Here is an 18,178-nt window from a genome sequence, read left to right as displayed (position 1 = left end):
TGCATTTTATAAAAAAACAACCGAAACCGGTAAGAATCGGCTTCGATTGTTTTTTAAACTCAATAGTTGAACAATTCCGTTGAAAGATAGCGATCGCCGCCATCAGGCGAAACAGTAACGACTTTCTTGCCCTTGCCAAGCTTTTTGGCAATTTCGATTGCACCGTAAATATTGGCTCCAGCGGAAATTCCCGGAAGGAATCCTTCCTTGTGTGCAACTTCGCGTGCCGTTTTGACGGCTTCATCGCTTTGAACCTCGATGATTCCGTCATAAATCTGCCTGTCCAAAACTTCCGGAACAAAGCCGGCGCTGATGCCTTGAATCTTGTGCTTTCCGGCAACTCCGTTCTTTAACACCGGTGATTCTGACGGTTCAAGCGCATAAACCTTAATCTCTTGGTCAAGCTCCTTCAAAGCATGTCCGATGCCGGTCAAAGTACCACCGGTTCCGACACCGGCAACGAATGCGTCAGGAAGGTCATCCTTGCCGAACGCTCCGATGATTTCCTGGCCTGTTTCTTGCTCATGAACGTCAGGATTGGCCGGATTTTCAAACTGCATCGGCATGAAATAGCCGTTATCTTCAGCCAGTTGCGTTGCTTTGGCGATAGAACCCTTCATTCCTTCAGCTCCTGGCGTCAAAATCAATTCCGCACCGTATCCTTGCATGAGCTTGCGACGCTCAATGCTCATCGTTTCAGGCATCACGATAATCAGATGATATCCTTTGGCAGCCGCAACCATCGCCAGCCCGATACCGGTGTTACCCGAAGTCGGTTCAATGATCGTACCGCCGTCTTTAAGCTTGCCTGATTTTTTGGCAGCCTCAACCATTGAAAGAGCAATGCGGTCTTTGATTGAACCTGCCGGGTTGAAAAATTCAAGCTTGACGTAAACGTCTGCCGCATCTTCCGGAACAACGTGGTTAAGCTTGACAATCGGCGTATTTCCAATGAGTTGATCAACTGAATCATAAATTTTTGTCATATTTTTTATCCCCTTTACTGAGTACAAACTTTTTTAAAACGGTTTTCTTCGGCTTGTTTCAGCCAATTTTCAAAAAAGTGACGTTGGGCTTTTCCCCAACCGAAACGCATCCCTGTCATTTTGGCGGGATCATCATAATAATTGGCTGCTTTTGCCAATACGGGCGCATCTTCAGGATGAGCCTGCAGTTCGCGATAATATTCTTTATCAAGTGCATCTCGACCATATTCAAGATGCGAAAACAAGAACGTCTGTCGTTCTTTTCTTGCCTCAGCCAAGAAAAGATGATTGGTCTCGGACACCGAAACAACGGAAAGTTCCGGAACTTCTCTGACCTGACTGCATGAAAGTTCCGCATAACGCGCATGAGGCGCTAAAAAGCCGTCGGAAAGGCCCTCAAGCAAAGGAGAATTTTCTAAAATCACCTGAGGATAGACTCCGAAAAGCTTTTGATTCAACAAATACTTATCGACGCCGTAAAAATAATTAGCGGCAACCATTGCGCCCCAACAGACGTAAAGCTGCTCGATTCCTTCAGTGCTCAAACAGTCAAACAGCTCCTGCAGTTCGCTGATATATGTGACATCATCGAAGTCCAGCTTTTCAAGCGGCGCACCCGTTACGATAAAGGCATCAAGCTCTTTGACCTTGTTAAGGTCGAGCGGCTGCGACATTTGGCGAACGTTTTCCGGAACTTCTCTGTCCTGATAATGCATTACGGGATAGAACCAAGTGAGGTTCACCCGACAGTCCTCCCGTGTCAGAACGCGTTCGAAACGTCGCTTCGTATCTTCTTTATCGTGCATCAGATTAAGCACGCCGATTTCTAAAACGTCGTCTTTTTTACGCATGGCTTCCATCCTCTCTTCGAAATTAGCAGACAGTTTGCTTACTTTTTGTCTGTTAACGGAAGTATACACGATTGTCGATCAAAAAGCCAACAAAAACTACTTTAAAATATCAAAAAAATTGACTGATCTTTTTGATGAGGGGGGCACTGCATTTTTGGGGAGGCATGAATAATTTGTTTTTGACGAAGTTCCTTATCAGCATGAAAAATACAGGGCAAAGGCAGCAATCGATGTCTTGATCTGGTTGAATTCCTGTGTTGCATCTAAAGTTTACAGGCAAAATGTAAAAAGCGGGGATTTTCCCGTAACCAATGTCAGGTTCAGTGATTGATCAGGTGATGCGCAGCACTGCATTTGGCAAAATCACTGCCGTTTACGGACACATCGATGAAAATGGACGCTTTGTCCGTAAATGGACTGTCCCAAAAATGGCGATTACGGACAAAATGCTGGAAAATGACGGTTTGTCCGTAAAATTTGAATGAGATCTTGGCGTGCCGCCCGAAATAAGAAAAAATACGCGCCATCATGGCACGTATTTTAATCAATATTCAGTTGTACGGGGTCATAAGTGCTCGCTTCCACACCTTGTCCTAATCATGTTCCAGCTCGCATTCCCCCTATCGCAATCAAGGCCTCCCTAGACGAGACAAGCTCGCCTTCGGTCGTCCAATGCTTGCGTACGGGCTCATAAGCGCTCGCTTCCACACCTTGTCCTAATCATGTTCCAGCTCGCATTCCCCCTATCGCAATCAAGGCCTCCCTAGACGAGACAAGCTCGCCTTCGGTCGTCCAATGCTTGCGTACGGGCTCATAAGCGCTCGCTTCCACACCTTGTCCTAATCATGTTCCAGCTCGCATTCCCCCTATCGCAATCAAGGCCTCCCTAGACGAGACAAGCTCGCCTTCGGTCGTCCAATGCTTGCGTACGGGCTCATGACCGCTCGCTTCCACACCTTGTCAAAAATTCAACTTCGTTTCCCTCGGTTTCGTCTCAGCCAAAATCTTGCCGTGACGGATGTTATAAAGAACCTCAGAGTGATCCATCAAAACGTGATAGAAGTCGCTTTCGTTCAGCAAAATGCAATCAGCCGGCTTGCCGACCTCTATTCCGTATTCATCAGAAATATGGAGCGTCTTGGCCGCATTATCCGTCACGAATTTGTACGAATCCTGAATTTGGCCGTATCCCATCAGGTGCGAAGCATAAACGCCCATGTTGACCGAGTCGAGCATATTGCCGCTTCCAAGCGGATTCCACGGATCCTGAATATCGTCTTCGCCAAACGAGACGTTGATGCCGGCTTCAGACAGCTCTTTGATTCGAGTCAAGCCGCGTCGCTTGGGATAAGTATCGAAACGGCCACCAAGGTGCATATTGACGAGCGGGTTGGAGACAAAATTGATCTGAGACATCCTCAACAGCCTGAACAGCTTATACGTATAGGCATCGTTATAAGAACCCATCGCAGTCGTGTGGCTTGCGGTAACGCGATTGCCAAGTCCCGTTTCATAAGCAAGAGTGGCCAAAACTTCCAGATTTCTTGACGCTGGATCATCGATTTCGTCACAATGGACGTCAACCAAACGCTCATATTTTTCAGCTAAACCGATCAAAAATTTGAGTGAATCGCGACCATAGTATTGGTTGAATTCAAAATGAGGGATGCCACCGATGACGTCAGCTCCTTCTTTAACGGCCTGTTCCATCAATTCTTTGCCGTTAGGAAACGACAGAATGCCTTCTTGCGGAAATGCAACGAGCTGCAAATCGACGACGTCTTTCATTTCGCTCTTTAGTTCAAGCAATGCCTGGAGCGCGATCAAATTCGGATCAGTCACGTCAACGTGGCTTCTGACGTGCTGAATGCCAAGCGCAATCTGCTTGCGAAGCGTTTTTCTTGCGCGCTCCTTGACGTCTTTGATCGAAAGCGACTTTTTTCTTTCAGACCAGATCCTGATTCCGTCAAACAAGGTTCCGGTTTCGTTGAATTCCGGCTGCCCTGCCGTCAGCGTCGCATCCAAGTGCACGTGGGAATCGATAAAAGGAGCAAGAAGCAGTTTTTCCTTGCCGTCGATTACCTCTTCGTCTCCGCGAACCTCGATGCCGGCTGAGATTTTACTGAATTTGCCATCAGTAATCTGAACGTCCTTAAGTTCTTTGTCATTATTTACGTGAACATTTTTGATAAGCATAATCAACACTTGCCTTTCTTATCTTTGAAAACCATCAATCCGTAATAAAGCATCCCGCTCAAAATCATCGTCAAAAACGTCGCTCCAATCGTCTCCATTAAAAAATCAACCTGACGCAAGGCAAAAAAGAGCGCTACGCCGACGCTCCATGAAATAAACGCTGCATAATTTACGCCGTTTCGGTACCAATATTTTCCGTTCGTTTCAGACAATGCGGAAACATCGTATCTGCGATGTCTTCTGAAATAAAAATCAATGATAATCACGCTGATGATCGGCCCTAAAACCATACCGACGTAGTCTAAAAATGCAGTGAAGGCATCCAAAAAGCTGCCGATGACCATCGGAATGAACGTGACGAACGTTGCAAAAATCGCAGCAATCCAAAGCGAGTGCTTGAGCTTTAATCCGGAAAAAATGTTTGAAATTGCGGAACCGGCTGCCATCAGGTTCACTGCATTTGCCGTCATGCTCGTAATAATGATGACCAGCAGCGCAACGACGCCAAGCCCCAACCGACTTGCAATCGTGCTCGGGTCCGAGTTGTTGGCATCATAAACGCCTGACGTGATCGCAATGCTGATTGTTGAAACAAGACCGATGAACGCAAACCAAACGACGCCAAACAACGCGCCGGCGAACGGAATCAACGTTGCAGCACGCTTTTTTGACGTAAAGCGCGTAAAATCGGCCCCCGCGGTCACCCAAGCGAGGTTGAACGCTGCGACCGCATCAACCGCGGCACCCGTTGCAAGCAAATCCTTGTGCGGAACTTGCCACGAAACGATGTGAGAAAACGGAACCGTTTTGAAAACGACGACCGATTCCCAGATCATGAAAACAAAGACCAAAACGATGCCGATCCGTTCAATCAGCTGAACCGAGCGCTGTCCGCTTGCAATACTGATGATGTGCAGAATGCTCATCACCAAAATTCCGCAAACGAGACCCTTGGCACCGCCCGGCTTGCCGTAAACAGGCCACGACAGCAGATCATGCAGCAGATAGCTGACCGAAGTTGCCGCAATAAACGTATTGACCGCCGTCCAGCCGATAAATTGCGTCACGTTGACGATTGAAGGCAAAAAACTGCCACGAATGCCAAACGATGCCCGACTCAATTCCATCGTCGAAACGCCCGTCTTGTAACCAATGTAGCCGATCAGACTCAAAAACAGATAAGACACGGCAGACGACAATACCAAAACTTTCATTGCGACCGCAAACCCGCAGGCCGCAATGACTCCGCCGATAAACCACGTTCCGTTGTTGGCATTTGCTCCCACCCAGGTTGCAAACATATCCCAATCGGAAGTTCTTCGCGCCTCTTTTGGCACGCTCATTATTTGATGTTTTCCCATTAATAATGCATTCCTTTAACTTATCATTTTAAGTAACAATATCATTATTTTACGACAAAAACAACCGACAAGATTCGTCTCTGATGACATGTTCATGTAACTATCGAGTCTCGGTGCGTGAGCATTTTCATAGACTTTAGAAACTTTGTTTGCTATGATTTTCTTGTTATTTTTGACAAATACATAATATGGGGGTTTTATCATGGGTTTACCTGACAGAAAAGACGTTCCGGTACAGCAAACTTGGGACGTCGGTATTCTTTACGAAAATGACGATGCCTGGAAAAAAGACATCGAAGCAGAAAAAAAGGCGCTCGCGGACTTTTCCAAGTACGATCAAAAGCTGAACGATCCTGAAACGATTATTGCCGCATTGGAAGATCTGGGCAAGATGGAAGTTCGCATGGATCTGCTTGGTCATTACGGCTTTTTGCAACAGTCGACCGATATGACGGATCCGCACTACAACCAGCTTTTAAGAATTCTTGACCAGCTTGACGCCGACTGCAATGCCGAGCTTGCAAAATACAGAGCTCAGATCATGGACAACGATAACGAAACGCTTGATGCCGTTTCAGACAAGCGTCCTGATCTTGGTGCCGCCATCAGAGAATTCAAGCGCATCAAAAAGCACCGCTTGAGCGGCGAAGTCGAAAGCGCGCTAAGTTCGATCGAACCGACTCTTTCTTCGTTTGAAGGAATCTATACGACATGCCGGGCAGCCGACATGTCGTTCCCGGATTTTGAAGTCGACGGCAAAACATACCCTCTGTCATTCGTGCTTTATGAAAACAGCTATCAGTACAACCCGGATCACAAGCTGCGTCATGCGGCATTCAAAGCATTCTCAAAAGTTTTGAATCAATACAAAAATACCGTGGCTGCCAACTACTACGCACAGGTTTCCAAGGAAAAAAACATGGCAACCCTGCGCGGATACGACTCGGTCTTCGATTACTTGTTGGACGATCAGGAAGTTCCGCGCGAATTTTTCGATCGTCAAATCGATGTCATCATCGAAAAACTTGGCCCCGTCATGCAAAAATACGTCAAATTAATCCAAAGGGAACGCGGCTTGGACAAGCTGACGTTCTCAGATCTTCAGATCGATCTCGACCCTGAATTTGCACCGAAAGTCCCATTGGACAAAGCACCGGAATATATCTCCGATGCGATAAAAGTCATGGGGCCAGAATACCATGACATGATCATGAAATGTTTTGACGAACGCTGGGTCGACTTCCCTGCCAATAAAGGCAAGGAAACCGGCGGCTTTGAAACAACGCCATATGGCAAGCATGCATATATTCTGATGTCATGGACTGATGAAATGGCCGACGTTTACACGCTCGTTCACGAACTCGGACATGCCGGACAGGAAATGCTGACGAACAAAACAAACCATCCGCTGGGCTGCAAAGTTTCAACCTACATCATTGAAGCACCATCGACCTTCAACGAACTCCTATTGACTCATGCGCTTGAAGAAAAGAGTTCAGACAAGCGGATGCAGCGTTTCGCCCTGACAAAGATGCTGACGAACACCTACTATCACAACTTCGTCACGCACCTTTTGGAAGCAGCCTTCCAACGCGAAGTCTATAAGCTGATCGATAACGGCGAAGGCTTTGACGGAGATCGACTTTGCGAAATCAAAAAAGCCGTCCTGAAGAAATTCTGGGGCGATGCGGTTGAAATTGACGATGACGCAGCCTTGACGTGGATGCGCCAGTCTCATTATTATATGGGACTTTATCCATACACCTATTCGGCAAGTCTGACGATTTCGACTCAGGCTTATCTGAAAATCAAAGAACAAGGTCAGCCCGCAATCGATGCATGGCTCAAATTCCTGAAATTTGACAATTGCCCGGCACCAATTGAAGCGGCCAAAATTGCCGGCGTTGACATCACGACAGACGAACCGTTGAAAAATACGATCAAATTCCTGGACAAAACTGTCGACAAGATTGCCGAATTGACCAAAGAACTTTAATCTGCTCAAAAGTCTGAAAAAACCGGACGAAATTTGCAATTGATTTGCGAATCTCATCTGGTTTTTTTGCGTATGCGAAAACCAAATTCTGCTATTGCACAAATAAGCAAGGTTTCCATGCATTAAAACTGGCAAGATAATTCGTAAGCAGCACTGATTCGTTCAATCTTTCATTTAATCCAAGCTGAAAACGGATTTTTTCCCGCCCTCAATATGTTACAATGTTTTTGTAAACTGATATTGTCAAAATGGTTAACCAAAGGAGTTTATCATGGAATTTGATGCCACTGAAATCGCCAATCTGATCAAAACAAAACAGCTGTCACCAAAAGAAGCCGTCATGAATGCTTTTTCCGAGATCAAAACAAAAAACGGCCAACTGAACGCGGTCGTCAGCCTGCGCGAAGAAAAAGCCCTGGAAGAAGCCAAACGCTGCGTCGATCTTGCCAGACCTTTTGCGGGAGTGCCAATTTTGATTAAAAGTCTCGGTCAATATCTTGAAGGAGAACCGGCAACAGACGGCTCGAAACTCTTCAAAGATGCCAAGGCAACTCAAACCGATAATTTCGTCAAGGCACTGCAGCAAGCCGGGTTCATCATCATCGGACAGTCAAATGCGCCGGAATTCGGGTTTACCAACGTCACAGATTCAAAATTGTACGGTCCGGCACGCAATCCTTGGAACCCTGAATTTTACTCGGGCGGGTCTTCAGGCGGGGCCGCTTCAGCAGTGGCTTCAAAAATGGTTCCGCTTGCTGCAGCAAGCGACGGCGGCGGCTCAATCAGAATTCCGGCATCGTTTACCGGCTTGATCGGACTGAAACCAACGCGCGGCAGAACTCCGGTCGGTCCTTCTTCATGGCGCGGATGGCAAGGAGCATCCGTCTCGTTTGCCATAACGCGTTCGATTAGAGACACCGCCAGCCTGCTTGCCGCCGTTCAAACGGTTCAACCACCGGCTCCGTTTCAGACCCCGCTGCTTTCTTTCAATCTTGAAGATCCGTTGCCAAAAAACCGCAAAGTTGCCTTTTCATTGAATTCGCCCGTTCAGACGAAGGTTTCAGAAGCCGCAAAGCAGGCAGTTCTTTCAGCCGTGAATTTTCTGGAAGAGCAAGGTTTTGAAATTGAAGAAACCGAACCGAAACTGGACGGAACTCAGCTGATCAAGGACTATTATCTCGTCAATGACGTCGAATCAGCCGTAATGTTTTCAAACATTGAAAACGCGCTTGAACGCAAGCTTAAAATTGATGACATGGAGCTCATCAGCTGGTGCATCTGTCAAGCCGGCATGGACGTCAAGGCGACGGATTACAGCCGCATGCTCGCAAATTGGGACCAGGCTGCGTTTGTCATGGACTCTTTTCTTGAAAAATACAGTTTCTTCCTGACCCCGACAACGGCTCAGACGGCACCTGAAGTTTCCCATCAGTTCATCAATGAATCAATGCTGGCAAAAATGCGCCGCATCTCTGAACTTTCTTCAAGAGAGCGGACCGACTTGGTTTATGAATTCTTCATGCCTAGTCTTGCAGCAACCCCGTTTACTCAGCAGGCAAATCTCATGGGCAACCCGGCCATCAGCCTGCCGGTTCATGTTGCTTCAAACGGGCTGCCGCTTGGTGTCCAATTCGTTGCTAAAAAGGGCAGAGAAGACCTGTTGTTGAAAATGGGCAAGCTGTTTGAGCAAAACGGCAAATTCAGAATAATCTGAAAAAAGGATGTTTCACGTGAAACATCCTTTTTTATCTCAACGCGATCAAAGCTCCGAGCGTAACCAACAGCCCAAAAAATGAACAAAGACTACTTTTTTAAGCAAAAGTACTGCTCAACCGATTCAGCTAAGATCTCATTCAAATTTACGAACACATTTTCAGCGATATGTCCGTAAACGGCAGAGCTTTTGCCAAATGCAGCGCCTGATAAAGCAGCGCGCCAAGTTATTTTGCTTATTTTCATCACGGAAGTCGATTGGCATGAATACTAAAAAAACGGATCAGATTTGCAATTGATCGATCCGGTTTTTCAATTTGAGGCAGAGTTTTCTCCCAGCCTCTTCACAATTATTTATGCGCGCTTCTTTTTGACTTCTCCCAGTCCGAAGAACGAAAGCAAAACTGTCAAGAATCCCAATTCTGCAACGGGCACGTTTTCTTCAGAGCCTAAGGCAGGATACGCTTTTTTATTGTCGCTTTGCAAAATTTGCTGCTGTGCTGAAACCAGTTCTTCAAGCTGCTTCGTGCTCAGCTTGCGATTGGCTTGTGCTGCTGTTTACTTTGCTTCTTTGTCCTTTGAATCTGCCTGCCCTTTTTCGGAAACAAGCGTTTTATACTCCGAAAGCGTTTCCTCATAAGCTTTTTGTGCACTTTCAAGCTCGGCTTTTGCTGAAGAAATCTGGTTCGCTGATGCTTCGTTTCGTTTTTGATGATTATACTTTTCCTGAGCATCTTTTACATCCGTAGCCGCTTGGTTCTTTTCTGATTCGGCTTTATTCAAATCAGCTTTATCGGCATCATTTTTAGCCTGCGTCTCATTAAAATCATGCTGTGCAGAGTTCAATGCTGCATTTGCTTTTTGGGTTTCTGATGCAGCTTGTTTTGACGGTCGTTTCGTTCTTTGCGGTCGTTTCGATCGTGTCAGCATTTGCAATCGAATTGACTGTTCCCGTTCCGATAACTGCCGCTGCCAGCGCTGCAACGAATGCAATTGTTTTTTCATGGCTAATCACCTCTTTTATCGAGTCGTCTATTTTTGACAGCGCTAGACAAGCTAAAAAATATCTTCTTGAAAAATTCAATCCAAATGCATATTCAAAAGATATTTTGCGCTAAAAAAGGGTGTTTTTCCTCATCACCGTAAAACACCCTTCTGAAAAATACAATTTCCGCAGTCATTGCTGAAAACAAGTCAGCATTCTGGACTGCGCTCATTATCTCCTTACCAGTAAAAATTTCAATTCATCTGCTTCTAAGACGGCTTTTTTTCAGCTTTTTTGCATTTTATGTTCAGATAAAACGCAAGAACCAACAGCATCAAAGCAACCATCATAATAATCTGAATCCCCGAATGCATGATTGCGCGCATCTGCGGCAGCAATTCCTGCGGCAAGTTTTTGGACGATTTCGCATCGCTCAATTTGTTCATCATCTCCAGCGTGATTTTTCCGCCGGATCGTTCGACTCCACGATTCAAGGCAACGTTCATCAGCACGCCGTAAATCGATGCCATCAGTGTTTGACCCAAAATTCTGATCAAAAAGCTGAATGACGTGGCAACCGCCATATCCTGCTTGGATGAGTCGTACTGAACCTTGATCTGCAAAACGTTGAAGATCAGACCGACCGAAAACCCGCCAAAAGCCGCAACGATGCACAGAAACACAAACGAAGCACTGGATTTTGCAACAAGCAGGCCGAATTCCGCAACGGCCAAGGATAAAATTCCGAGATTGACCGCACCTGCAAAAGACCACCGCTCGCGAATCGAAGCCGAAAGCTGGGAACCGGCAAAATCAAAGACCGAGGCCGGAATCTGCGTCAGCCCGCCCATCAAAGCACTCATTCCAAGCAGTCCCTGTGCCCACAGCGGAATGTACGTGTTGAACGCAATCGAAGCCCCCCAGATGACCGCAAACAACGCAAAATCCAAAACCAAAAGTCGATCTTTGAAAATATGCAGCGGCATAACGGGATCGCTTGCTTTCTTTTCTGCTTGCACCAAACAAAAGCACAGAATGATTCCTGAAACAATCAGTCCGATGACAAGCGTTTCCGATTCGTTTCCGATAACCTGAATGCCCATCAAAATGCAGGTCAGACCGCTGACCAACAGAAAAGACCCCAGCCAGTCGACTTTCTTGTCGACAGATTCAATCTTTTCCTTATACGAAAAATGAATAATCACGATAATCAGCAGCCCGATTGGAACGTTGATATAAAATATCCAGTGCCAGCTGAACGAATCGACGATCAATCCGCCGACAAGCGGGCCCGTAATCGAAGCCGCACCGTAGACTGCCGAAACGAACCCGAGGATAATCGAGCGCGTATGCAGATTTTCATAAACGTTCCCGAAAATAATGTACGGAATCGCCCCGAGACCGCCAGCACCAATTCCCATGAGCATCCGAGCACAGACAAAAAACAAAATATCAGGCGAAAGTCCCTCGAGTGCTGAACCAGCTATAAACAAAACCACCGCCAGTTCAAAAGCCTTTTTGTTGCCCATGCGCTCGCCGAATTTGCTCCAAAGCAGCGTAAACACGGACATGCCGAGCAAGAAAACGGAAACGATCAGACCCATGCAGGAAATCCCGTGCAAATCGGCGATAATGGCCGGCAGTGCCGTATTTATAATCGTCGCATCAAGTCCTGACATCACATTGGCCAAAAGAAGGCCAATCGTCATTACGTGAATCTGTTTGCGCGTCAATCAAACTGCCTCCCTTTGGTTAACGCCGATGATTTGCGCGCCAGATTATCCAAAGTTTGAATAAGACGACGCAAACGACATAATAAAGCACTCCGAGCAAAAGCAGCGTAATTGAAAAGCCCTTTCCCGATGCGACCGACATGATTGCAAGCGTAATCAAAAGCGCAACCAGCGCAACAACATGAACGATAATCTCAAATTTGGTAAACTTCATTTATGAATAGTCCTTTCGAAAAAAATCAAACAAGAAATATTATAAACTATTTTTGTTATAATTGAAGAAAGATATCAAAAAAGGGGGAAATCCTGTGAAAAATATTTTGATAACCGGTTTTGAGCCGTTCGGAGGCGAAAAAATCAACCCTTCGTATGAAGCTTTAAAACTTTTGCCTGAAACAATCTCCACTGCCAAGATAAATATTCTCTGCCTGCCTGTCGTTTTTGGAAAAAACGGTGTGCTGCTTGAACAAAGCATCGATGAACTTGATCCGGACATCATCATCTGCGTCGGTCAGGCCGGCGGAAGAAGCGGCCTGACGTTTGAAAAAATTGCCATCAACTGCCAAAATGCTTCCGTCCCTGACAATGACGGAAATCAGCCGCATGACGAACCCGTCATCGAACAAGGACCAGCTGCCTATTTTGCGACGCTTCCGCTTTCTCAAATGATTGCCGCTTGTAAAAAAGCCGGCTTCAAAGCCGAATTTTCATACCATGCCGGAACCTACGTCTGCAACGATACGATGTACCGACTGCTCCATCTTTTAGCCTCCGGTGCTTCAAAAGCGCGTGGTGGTTTTATTCATGTTCCTTTCGTGCCGGAACAGGTTCATGACAAAAAAACAAGTTCGCAGTCGCTTGAAGAAACGGCCAAGTGCCTGGAATGCGCAATCAAAGCAGCAATTGACGCAACGAATTAAACTTGAACTTTCAGATTGGGACTCTTTCTTATGATTGCTTTTTTGTCAAATGCAGTGCTGCGCAGCACCGGCTCAATCATCAATTCCAGTCCTCGGTTACGGGCAAGCATCCGACTGTCCGTTTTGATACCTGGAAAGGAAACCGACTCCTTTTGATTATTCCTGCATACGAAAAAGCCCGGATGATTCGCAAACGAATTTCGAATCATCCGGGCTTTTAGTTTGAAGCATATTTTTCAAGCCTTTTTTGCAATCAAATCGGACCGGGATTTTCTCTGGTCTCGATTGACGTAAATTTATTGAACGCCTTGAGAAAAACCAAATGAACCGTTCCGCGCGCACCGGCACGGTTTTTTTCGATGATGAGCTCAACTTCGCCGGCGTCGTTTTCATTTTGTTGACCTGATTTTACATCACCTGAGTCTTCTTCGCCTTCTTCGCGCTCATAGTAATCATCACGATAAAGAAACGCCACGATGTCGGCATCCTGTTCGATTGACCCGGATTCACGAATATCGGACAGAACAGGACGCTTGTCCTGACGCTGTTCAACGCCACGAGAAAGCTGCGACAATGCAATGACCGGAACGGAAAGCTCTTTTGAAAGTTTCTTGAGCTGTCTGGAAATTTCTGAAACTTCCTGTTGGCGACTTTCTTTATTGGAGCCTTCAATCAACTGAAGATAATCGATGACGATCAGGCCAAGCCCACCGGTTTCCTTATCAAGTCGACGACATTTGGCACGAATTTCAGCCATTTTGATTCCCGGCGTGTCATCGATATAAAGCTTTGTTCTGGCCAGCGCATCAGTTGCAGCGTAAAGTTTATGCCAGTCGTCATCATTAAGATTTCCATCGCGGAGATTATCCGCCTTAATGGGTCCTCTTGCGCAAAGCATACGATTGACAAGAGATTCTGCGCTCATTTCAAGCGAGAAGATTGCAACCGGCACGTCCGAGTCGATAGCAACGTTTTCGGCAACGTTCAAAACAAATGCCGTTTTTCCGACGGCAGGACGCGCTGCCAAAATAATCAAGTTGTCAGGCTGAAGCCCCGAAATCATTTTATCGAGTTTGTCGTAACCAGTTGAAAGCCCGGTAATATCGCTTTTATTATTCGATAAATCATACAAATGATTGTAAACTTCGTCGACGACTTCTCGAATCGGCTTGAAGCCTGCTTTATTGCGTCTCTCAGAAACGTCCATAATCTGACGTTCCGCTTCATCAAGGATATTTTCAACGTCGTCATCCTGTTTTTGTGCCAGGGCAATGATGTCCGTCGAGGTTCTGATCAGCTGCCTCAAGCGCGATTTTGCAGACACGATTTTGGCATAATAAGCCGCATTTCTGGCAGAAGGAACCGAGTTGGCCAATTCCGCCAAGTAAGCAACGCCGCCGGCATCATCCAACTGATTTTTAGTCTCCAGAGAAGATTTCATAGTCAAGACATCAATCGGCTGATCGGCATCGTTCAGTTCAATCATCGACTGAAACAAAATCTGATGCTGACGACTGTAAAAATCGTCAGGCTCAACTTGTTCCATGACATCGGCCAAGGCTTCAGGATTCAGGAAAATCGCACCCAGAATCGCTTTTTCGGCACTAATATCCTGGGGCGGCATGTTGCCGGCTAAAAGATCGTTATCCAAACTGTTCATCCTTTCCGAAAACTTGAATCGCGGCTATTTTTCCGAAATATGAACGCGAATTTTAGCCGTTACGTCATTGTGAAGCTTAACCGGAACGTTGACATACCCCATTGAGCGAATCGGAGCGGCAAGTTCCATCTTGCGCTTGTCGATTTTCAAACCGAATTGCTGTTGAATCGCTTGCGAAATTTGTTTTGACGTGATTGATCCGAACAAACGGCCGTCGCTTCCGGCTTTGGCTTTCAGCTCAACGACATAATCGCCCGATTCGAGTTTTTCTTTTAATTCTTTTGCTTCCGCCAAAAGTTCGGCTTCCTTCTTTGCCTCAGCACGTTTTTGACCTTTGAGTTCGCTCATCGCCTGAGCATTGGCACGCTTGGCCTTGCCTTCCTTGATCAGGAAATTGGCATACCCATCGGCCATTTCCTTAACTTCACCACGTTTTCCCTTTCCTCTGACATCTTGTGTAAAAATAACTTTCATTCCAGTTCCTCCGTTCTATTCTTGATTTTCACGCGCGTTTTTAATAATCGTCAGCAGTTCTTCGTGAACGTCCGCAATCGTTTTACCGCTGATCTGAGTTGCGGCATTTGACAAATGTCCGCCGCCGCCCATCTGTTCCATGACGACCTGGACGTTGAATTCGCCGTTGCTTCGTGCCGAAATACCGATTAGATTCTCTTTTCTGAACGTGATCACGTATGAAGCTTCGACCCCTGAAACGCCAAGCAAAGAATCCGCAACCTGAGCCGCAATGACCGGATCGTATATTCTGCCGTCTTCACCGCAGCAAATCGCATTGCCTTGTTCGTCAAATTCAGTGCGTTCAATCAAATGACTTCGCTGCATATAGCTTGCAACGCTTTCTTTCATAAAGTGACGCGCCATCCCGAGGTCAGCTCCGACCGAGCGCAGATAGCTTGCGGCATCAAACGTTCTCGTGCCGGTTCGAATCGAAAACGACTTGGTATCAATGATGATGCCGGTCAGCATGGCAGTAGCTTCGATCTTGTTGATTGGCTCGCTGTCTCGTCCTTGATATTCAAACATTTCCGTAATAAGTTCGCAGGTCGAACTTGCATATGGTTCGATATAAACCAAAATCGGATTATCGGGAAATTCCTCTCCGCGACGGTGGTGATCCATCACCATGACACGATTTTGCATCTTCTCATATAATTCGGGCGAAATCGAAATCGATGGTTTTGAATGGTCGCACATGATGAGCAAGCTGTTCTTTTGAACTTTTTCCAACGCATCTTTCGGTGAAATGATCGAACCCTTGATTGCAGGATACTGGTCCAGAGCTTTAAGCAGCCGCAGCACGTCGGAATGCAGATTGTCCTTGTCCAAGACGATCCAGCATTTTTTGCCGTTCATGGTCGCAATCCGTCTCAACCCAAGACAAGCACCCATGGCGTCCATATCAGGGTAAGCATGGCCCATCACAAAAATATCATCAGACTGCATCATCAGTTCGTTTAGCGCCTGGGAAATCATCCGTGCACGGACACGCGTCCGCTTTTCCATCGGATTGGTCTTGCCGCCGTAAAAACGTGCCTGACCGGCAATTTCTCTGACAACCGCCTGATCTCCGCCGCGTCCCAAAGCCAAATCGAGATTGTTTTGCGAAAGTCGCGAAAGTTCCGCTAAATCATCTCCGCCGTAAGCAATTCCGACGCTAAGCGTCAGCGGTGAGTTTCGCTTCGACGTGCGTTCGCGAATCACGTCCAAAATCTTGAACTTTTCTTCTTCAAGCTTCTTGAGCGCTCCGGTATAGGCCAAAATAAAGAAATGATCGTCATCGACTCGTTTCAAAAAGATTTCGAATTCTCGTGCCCAATCGGACAAAGTATTCGTAATGAAGTTGTCAAGATTTGACAAATCCTTGTCATTCATGACTTTGGTCACTTCGTCATAATTGTCCAAGAACAGCTGTCCCAAAACGATTCGCGAATCTTCATACTGTTCTTTGATGGCCGCATAATATGAAACGTCCATCAAAAAAACGGCATTTATGTCTTTTTGAACAATGAACGAATACGACTTTCCGTGAAGCTTGACCTCTGTTGCCTTCTTTTCGTCGCGATGGTTTTTGAGCTGATCTGCCAGCTCCTCATCAACTTCGCTCAGACTCTTTCCCAAAATATCCTTGCGCGAAAAATACCGCTGCATATAAGGATTGTACCATTCGATGCGTTCATGATCATCATAAAACAAAATCCCGATCGGCATTTTGATCAACGCCTCCTGCTCACCGCGCTTGATGCGATAAGACAGATCAGAGATATATTCGGACGTATCGGAAGCAATCTGTTTCAAGCCGTCATAAGCAACAACAAGAGTTATGATGCTTAAAACAAGAATAATCAATCCGAGCACTGCATTTAGCATGAAGGAAAATGCAATGCACAAAACAACTGCCCCAAAAAGAATCAGGGTCAGCTTTCTCAACTGCTCGTTCTTCAAGAACTCTGGAATCTGACTAGACTTGTTTTCAGGTTCTTTTTGCATAAAATCAGCCCCAAAATTTTCTATCTTACAATTAACTGCTCTACCGTACAATTTTACCACATGCGGTTATCATTAAGCACAAAAAAAGGAGAGGCTTTGAAAAAACGATGCCTCAAATTAAAAAACCGGATGATTTGCCATCAATTGCAAATCTGATCCGGTTTTTTCGTATGCATGACAATCGCCGTCCAGCCAAGTCCTGATTTGTGCGTAAAATATTTTTTCCCAGCCTCAGACTCTCAAAACAATTATTCGTTCGTACTTTTAAACCAGCCGTGCTTGCTGAAGAATGCATACATATCGTTTAAGAAGAAGATGGAATAACTGAAAATCAAAGCAAAATTTCCGTCGCCTTGAAGCATCGTCTGAGTCCAAAGAGCAATCGTAAAAACGGATGAAATCGTCCAAACGTAATACTGCTCACGCTTGCGATTGAGTTCAAGCAAAGAACCCGTAATCGCCATTGCCAGATTCAAACTGTCCAAAAAAACGCGCGGATCGCTTGTCATGCTGAAAATAAAGTAGATTACGGCCCATGCAGCCCCAAAGAAAATCAAGTATTTGAGCCATTCGACCCAGCTTTCAAACTTTTCTGCCTGGATGTCGTTGTTCCATTTAGGATCAAGGATGCAAAACAGATCAAGAAACAACAGGTAGCCGATTTGTTCCCAAGCAGTTGCGAAATTTCCGGCCATGAATCCGGTGGTTGCGATGCAGATCGCAGAAATTGCGCCTGCCCAGCCCTGAATCCCCGAACGGTTGGAAATCCCGATGACGCAGGCAACGGACAGATTGCCGCCAATGAATGCGATAATTGACTGCAGCGGTGCTTGAGAAATCGACTGAACGAGCGAAATCACCTGCAAAACGAAGTTGAACGTCAATAAAGCGTAACTAAACGTCCCCCATCCTTTGCACTGATTAAGCAGCCATGAAAAATAACCTTTGCGAAAAACATTATGCGAATACTCCGACAAATGCATCAAAACGTCTTTGTAGCGATCAAACATCTCTAAATTCCTCCCTGTATAAAACATAATTTATTATAGGGCCTTCACAACCTTATTTCAAGGAAAAATTCAAGATGAGGTATCAACAATAATTTGTACCTACTATATATTGTGTTTATATATCAATCAGACATTTGTTTCTCCGTTTTCGACAACACTGAAAATTCGCACAATTTTACTTTTTCTTGAAATATTACAAATACGTTACATGTTATAATTTACTTGGTTGTGGAATTGAAAAATTTCAGAAAAGAGGATAAAA

At 45.8% G+C, this 18,178-nt stretch carries 17 protein-coding genes; 5 read left to right on the top strand and 12 right to left on the bottom strand.

Annotation, left to right across the window (positions count from 1 at the left end; all coding sequences use genetic code 11):
• Nucleotides 1-59: 59 nt before the first annotated feature.
• Nucleotides 60-986: a cysteine synthase A gene (cysK, locus tag LRC_RS00140; protein WP_014072649.1), complete on the bottom strand. Its 927-nt coding sequence runs from the start codon at nt 984-986 to the stop codon at nt 60-62.
• A 14-nt stretch (nt 987-1,000) separates the two neighbouring features.
• The gene (locus LRC_RS00135) at nt 1,001-1,837 is read right to left on the bottom strand and encodes a homoserine O-acetyltransferase/O-succinyltransferase family protein (RefSeq protein WP_014072648.1); all 837 of its coding nucleotides are present in this window, start codon (nt 1,835-1,837) and stop codon (nt 1,001-1,003) included.
• Nucleotides 1,838-2,148: 311 nt separating this feature from the next.
• Between LRC_RS00135 and LRC_RS12160 the strand changes: the two genes are divergently transcribed.
• Nucleotides 2,149-2,322 (top strand): hypothetical protein, encoded by a 174-nt coding sequence (locus tag LRC_RS12160; RefSeq protein WP_014072647.1) that lies wholly within the window; start codon nt 2,149-2,151, stop codon nt 2,320-2,322.
• A 475-nt stretch (nt 2,323-2,797) separates the two neighbouring features.
• Here the strand turns inward: LRC_RS12160 and codA are convergent, their stop codons facing one another.
• Together codA and LRC_RS00125 are read right to left on the bottom strand one after the other, a co-directional pair.
• Complete coding sequence (codA, locus tag LRC_RS00130) at nt 2,798-4,033, bottom strand: cytosine deaminase (protein WP_014072646.1); 1,236 nt, start codon at nt 4,031-4,033, stop codon at nt 2,798-2,800.
• Between the two features lie 2 nt (nt 4,034-4,035).
• Nucleotides 4,036-5,394, bottom strand: coding sequence for a cytosine permease (locus LRC_RS00125; protein WP_014072645.1), 1,359 nt, complete (start codon nt 5,392-5,394; stop codon nt 4,036-4,038).
• A gap of 202 nt (nt 5,395-5,596) precedes the next feature.
• Between LRC_RS00125 and pepF the strand changes: the two genes are divergently transcribed.
• Complete coding sequence (pepF, locus tag LRC_RS00115; protein ID WP_014072644.1) at nt 5,597-7,390, top strand: oligoendopeptidase F; 1,794 nt, start codon at nt 5,597-5,599, stop codon at nt 7,388-7,390.
• Nucleotides 7,391-7,661: 271 nt separating this feature from the next.
• Nucleotides 7,662-9,104, top strand: coding sequence for an amidase (locus tag LRC_RS00110; RefSeq protein ID WP_014072643.1), 1,443 nt, complete (start codon nt 7,662-7,664; stop codon nt 9,102-9,104).
• 353 nt (nt 9,105-9,457) lie between these two features.
• Here LRC_RS00110 and LRC_RS11715 read toward each other — a convergent pair whose 3' ends face one another.
• Nucleotides 9,458-9,589, bottom strand: coding sequence for a hypothetical protein (locus LRC_RS11715; protein ID WP_014072641.1), 132 nt, complete (start codon nt 9,587-9,589; stop codon nt 9,458-9,460).
• Between the two features lie 72 nt (nt 9,590-9,661).
• Nucleotides 9,662-9,949 carry a hypothetical protein gene (locus LRC_RS11710; protein WP_041819711.1) on the bottom strand — a complete coding sequence of 96 codons (288 nt, stop codon included), beginning with the start codon at nt 9,947-9,949 and terminating at the stop codon, nt 9,662-9,664.
• On the opposite strand from LRC_RS11710, the gene LRC_RS11705 reads away from it, so the two are divergent.
• On the top strand, nt 9,949-10,221 hold the full coding sequence (locus LRC_RS11705; protein WP_041819708.1) for a hypothetical protein: 273 nt from the start codon (nt 9,949-9,951) through the stop codon (nt 10,219-10,221). The two genes, LRC_RS11710 and LRC_RS11705, sit on opposite strands and share 1 nt — an antisense overlap.
• Before the next feature lie 136 nt (nt 10,222-10,357).
• Here LRC_RS11705 and LRC_RS00095 read toward each other — a convergent pair whose 3' ends face one another.
• Complete coding sequence (locus LRC_RS00095) at nt 10,358-11,821, bottom strand: MFS transporter (RefSeq protein ID WP_041819706.1); 1,464 nt, start codon at nt 11,819-11,821, stop codon at nt 10,358-10,360.
• Between the two features lie 19 nt (nt 11,822-11,840).
• Nucleotides 11,841-12,035, bottom strand: coding sequence for a hypothetical protein (locus LRC_RS00090; protein ID WP_003695875.1), 195 nt, complete (start codon nt 12,033-12,035; stop codon nt 11,841-11,843).
• A gap of 94 nt (nt 12,036-12,129) precedes the next feature.
• Here LRC_RS00090 and pcp point away from each other — a divergent pair, with 94 nt between their 5' ends.
• Nucleotides 12,130-12,741: a pyroglutamyl-peptidase I gene (gene pcp / locus LRC_RS00085; RefSeq protein WP_014072638.1), complete on the top strand. Its 612-nt coding sequence runs from the start codon at nt 12,130-12,132 to the stop codon at nt 12,739-12,741.
• A gap of 253 nt (nt 12,742-12,994) precedes the next feature.
• On the opposite strand, the gene dnaB is transcribed toward pcp, so the two are convergent.
• The 4 genes from dnaB to pnuC form a co-directional block, all read right to left on the bottom strand.
• A complete protein-coding gene (gene dnaB / locus LRC_RS00075) occupies nt 12,995-14,392 on the bottom strand; it encodes a replicative DNA helicase (RefSeq protein WP_014072637.1) in 1,398 nt (465 codons plus the stop codon).
• A 33-nt stretch (nt 14,393-14,425) separates the two neighbouring features.
• Complete coding sequence (rplI, locus tag LRC_RS00070; RefSeq protein ID WP_003695880.1) at nt 14,426-14,875, bottom strand: 50S ribosomal protein L9; 450 nt, start codon at nt 14,873-14,875, stop codon at nt 14,426-14,428.
• 15 nt (nt 14,876-14,890) lie between these two features.
• Entirely contained in the window at nt 14,891-16,906 is a 2,016-nt protein-coding gene (locus LRC_RS00065; RefSeq protein ID WP_014072636.1) for a DHH family phosphoesterase, read from the bottom strand.
• A 248-nt stretch (nt 16,907-17,154) separates the two neighbouring features.
• Nucleotides 17,155-17,916 carry a nicotinamide riboside transporter PnuC gene (pnuC, locus tag LRC_RS00060; RefSeq protein ID WP_014072635.1) on the bottom strand — a complete coding sequence of 254 codons (762 nt, stop codon included), beginning with the start codon at nt 17,914-17,916 and terminating at the stop codon, nt 17,155-17,157.
• Nucleotides 17,917-18,178: the final 262 nt, after the last annotated feature.

The organism is Ligilactobacillus ruminis ATCC 27782 (assembly GCF_000224985.1).
Classification (GTDB): Bacteria; Bacillota; Bacilli; order Lactobacillales; family Lactobacillaceae; genus Ligilactobacillus; species Ligilactobacillus ruminis.
The sequence above is the reverse complement of the archived record's forward strand: the minus strand, read 5'-3'. Positions and strand labels throughout refer to the sequence as shown.